The sequence below is a fragment of the uncultured Rikenella sp. genome (assembly GCF_947628055.1).
In the GTDB taxonomy this organism is placed as follows: Bacteria; Bacteroidota; Bacteroidia; order Bacteroidales; family Rikenellaceae; genus Rikenella.
In genome coordinates this window covers 1-3788 of record NZ_CANQYJ010000155.1, presented here as the reverse complement: position 1 = coordinate 3788, position 3788 = coordinate 1, and the positions used below count along the sequence as shown (strand labels likewise).

Genomic DNA, 3788 nt, shown 5'->3' with positions numbered 1-3788 from the left:
CCCCGTGAGCGCCTTGCCCACGCACAGAATGTCCGGCACCACGCCAGCCCACTCGCAGGCGAACATCCGTCCCGTCCGGCCGAAACCCGTCGCGATCTCGTCCGCAATCAGCAGAACGTCGAACTCCCGGCACAGCTCCGCAATGCCCCGTAAGTATTCCGGACTGTAGAACCACATTCCGCCCGCTCCCTGCACGACAGGCTCCAGAATGAATGCCGCCAGCCGTTCCCGGTGCTCCATAAATGCTTTACGAATCGGTTCTATAGCCGCCTCAGACCACTCCCCGCCGAAAGGCACCTCCGGCCTCGGCACGAAATGCTGCACCGCCAGCCGTCCCCGCCACAGCGTGTGCATCCCGCCCTCCGGATCGCAGACGCTCATCGCATTCCACGTATCCCCGTGGTATCCCCCCCGGATCGTCATAAACTCATTCCGTTCCGGACGCCCCTGCGAGAGCTGCCACTGCATCGCCATCTTCATCGCCACCTCCACCGCCACCGAGCCGGAGTCTGCGAAAAAGACAAACTCCGGTTTCCGCGGATCACCCTGCGGCAGCCCGGCGCCCGGCGCCATCGCCAGCAGCCGCCGCCCCAGCTCCACCGCCGGCCGGTGGGTCAGCCCTCCGAACATCACGTGCGACATTTCGCCCAACTGCCGCTCGGCCGCCGCGTTGAGCCTCGGGTGGTTGTAGCCGTGCACGGCGCACCACCACGACGACATCCCGTCGATGAGTTGACGCCCGTCCTCCAGCTCGATCCGCACCCCGTCGGCCCGCCGCACCGCATAGGCCGGCAGCGGTGCCGAAGCCGACGTGTACGGGTGCCAGAGGTGTTCCCGGTCCCAGTTCAGTAATTCTTCCGTGTCCATGCGATTTTTCGTCATACTTCTTCGGATGCCGGTTTTGCCGCACATCGTTTGCAAAAATAGCATTTATCCGCACAACGGGACTGGTTCCGCTCTCCGTTTACGCCCATCCCGCCTCCGGCGGTGTCCGGTCGTTCCGCAGGTCTCAAAAAAGCAGGAATCCGGAGAGGAGACAATCTCCGCTCCGGATTTTCCCTGCAAAACCGACCGCTATTCCTTCTCCGAAAACATCCCCTAACGTTGTTTTTTCCGTTCCATCGCCCGATGCGCGGCAGCGACGACGTCCGGCGTGTCGAGGTGGAATTTCACCATCAATTCGGCCGGGGTCCCGCTTTCGCCGAATCGGTCGTCCACGGCGACGTATTCCTGCGGCACCGGAAAATTCCGGGCCAGCAGCTGGGCCACACTGTCCCCCAGTCCGCCGTTCATCATGTGTTCTTCGCAGGTCACGACGCATCCGGTCTTGCGCACCGACGCAAGGATCGCTTCCTCATCTAACGGCTTGATCGTGTGGATATTGAGCAGGTCTACCCCCACGCCTTCGCTTTCGAGTTGTTCGGCTGCCCGGATGGCGCGCCACATCAGATGTCCGGTAGCGAGGATGGTCACATCCGTCCCTTCGCTCCACCGCACGGCTTTGCCGATCACGAACGGTTCGTCTTCGGGCGTATAGACAGGTTCCGCAGGCCTCCCGAAGCGCAGGTACACCGGCCCTTGGTATGCCGCGGCAGCTAAGGTGGCGGCTCGGGTCTGGTTATAGTCGCACGGGTTGATGACTACCATGTTCGGGAGCATTTTCATCAGTCCGATGTCTTCCATGATCTGGTGGGTCGCTCCGTCTTCGCCGAGGGTGATCCCGGCGTGCGAGGCGGCGATCTTCACGTTGGCATTCGAGTAGGCGACGCTTTGCCGGATCTGGTCGTAGACGCGGCCGGTGGCAAATGCGGCGAAGGTGGTGACGAATGGCACTTTCCCGCCTAAGGCGAGGCCGGTGCCGACGCCGATCATATTGGCTTCTGCGATCCCGGCCTCAAAAAAACGGCCGGGATTTTCCTGGATGAAGGTGCCGAGTTTGAGCGAGCCGGCCAGGTCGGCGCATAGGGCCACGACATCGGGATTGGTACGTCCGAGCTGGGTCATGGCGTCGCCGAATCCGGATCGGGTGTCTTTTTTTCCTGCGAGGGTATAAGGTCTCATGTTTCGTTGTGTTTCTATATGGTGTTTTGGCTAAGTTGATTTCGGGTTGTGCATCTCGCGGGGCCGACGACGGTGCAGGTGTAACATTTGGGCCTCAGGGCTTTCAAGGCTTTCAAGGCTTTAAGGCTTCAGGTCCTCGAGGCTTCAAGGCTTCAAGGCTTCAAGGCTTCAAGGCTTTCACACCCTATCACCTGCCCGGCCCAAAGCACCGCTGACGCGGAAATCCAACAGTTAATATACTTAGGTTCCCGTGACCCCGAGCCACCCCCGGCAGAGGGGCAATGTTTCCGCAGCCCGCAGAAAACACCGAAAAAACGCCCCCAAAAAACCTTCGCCACCAGTCCCGTTACGGTTTCTGCATCACTTCGTGCTCGTCCAGCTCCCGCCCATAACGGTCGATCAGCTTGTTGAGCACCACATTGAACCCCACCCCCAGCAAAATATCCGCCAGCAGCACCCAGTTGATGTCCAGCCCCAGGAACTCCGCCAGTACGAAATTCAACAAAACGAAACCGATCTCCATCAACAGCAGAATCCCCGTGCTCTGCAAATGCGTGCGGTTGAGCCGGAGCAATTTGTGGTGCACATGGCTCTTGTCCGGGAAAAACGGCGATCTGTCGCGCGAGATCCGGCTCACGAACACCCGGCAGGTGTCGAACACCGGCAGGAACAGCATCCCCGCCAGTATAGCCAGCGTGGAATTGAACCCAACGCTGATGAAAGTCGTATTTTCGAGGTTGATGAACTTCAGCCCCAGAAAAATGATCATGTATCCCAACGTCAAGGAACCCGTGTCCCCCATGAACACCTTGAGCCGGGTTCCCAGCACGTTGTACTGGAAAAACGCGATCAGCACCCCCACCATCCCGAACGCGAACATGGCGTACACGAACAGCTGGTAGTAGATAAAAAGAATCCCCAGCGTGGTCAGGATAATCGTCCCCAGTCCCGAGCACAATCCGTCCACGCCGTCGATCAGGTTGAACGCATTGACGGTCAGCACGACCGCCACGACGGTCAGCACGGCATCCAGCGCAAACGGCAGCCGGTGCACGCCGAACAATCCCTGCAAGTCGAACACCGTCACCCCTGCGAATACCAGACATATCCCCGCGAAGAACTGTGCCACGAATTTGTTGCGGTACCCGACCCCGATCAGATCATCGGCCATCCCTACGAAGTAGAGGATCAGCATGCCGGCCATCACGAACAGGAATTCGGTCAGCAGCTCGACCTGCAAATCGAGAGCGACATCGTATCCATAGTAGTACCGCAGCCCCAGCACGAATGCGAAAGAGAACAGTGCGGCCGGGAAAAACGACAGTCCTCCCAGCCGCGGAACAGCTCCCTTATGGACTTTTCGCGCGTTGGTTTCGTCGAACAGGCGTTTCATTTTTGCGATAATGACGATGCGGGGTATGGCGAACCATCCGATGGCCGCCGAAATAACAAAGGTCAATATCACGAATAGCACGTACATCATGTTATAAAAGGCTCGGAGGTGTTAGTACCGGCAAATGGGAACAAACCGAGTGCGTTCCGGCCTGTTCGGATTACCGTGGTGCGGTTTTCATTACACAAATATAAGGACATATTCCATGCGGTCCAACTTGTTTTTCGGTCTGTCGTTTTTTACTATCTTTGTGGACTGCGGGGGTGTCGCCGGAGCTGGGTGTCTGCAGGCCGTCCTGATGTTTTCGGTGCGGGGCCCCGTCGGGATTTTTTGG

At 58.8% G+C, this 3788-nt stretch carries 3 protein-coding genes; all 3 read right to left on the bottom strand.

All coding sequences use genetic code 11. The features are described 5' to 3' along the window. A partial coding sequence (locus Q0Z93_RS09905) for an aminotransferase class III-fold pyridoxal phosphate-dependent enzyme (RefSeq protein WP_298065086.1) occupies window positions 1-867 on the bottom strand: 867 nt, incomplete at its 3' end. Between the two features lie 231 nt (window positions 868-1098). After that, on the bottom strand, window positions 1099-2061 hold the full coding sequence (locus tag Q0Z93_RS09900; RefSeq protein WP_298065085.1) for a transketolase C-terminal domain-containing protein: 963 nt from the start codon (window positions 2059-2061) through the stop codon (window positions 1099-1101). Between the two features lie 346 nt (window positions 2062-2407). Continuing rightward, window positions 2408-3544, bottom strand: coding sequence for an MraY family glycosyltransferase (locus Q0Z93_RS09895; RefSeq protein WP_298065083.1), 1137 nt, complete (start codon window positions 3542-3544; stop codon window positions 2408-2410). Between the last annotated feature and the right edge of the window lie 244 nt (window positions 3545-3788).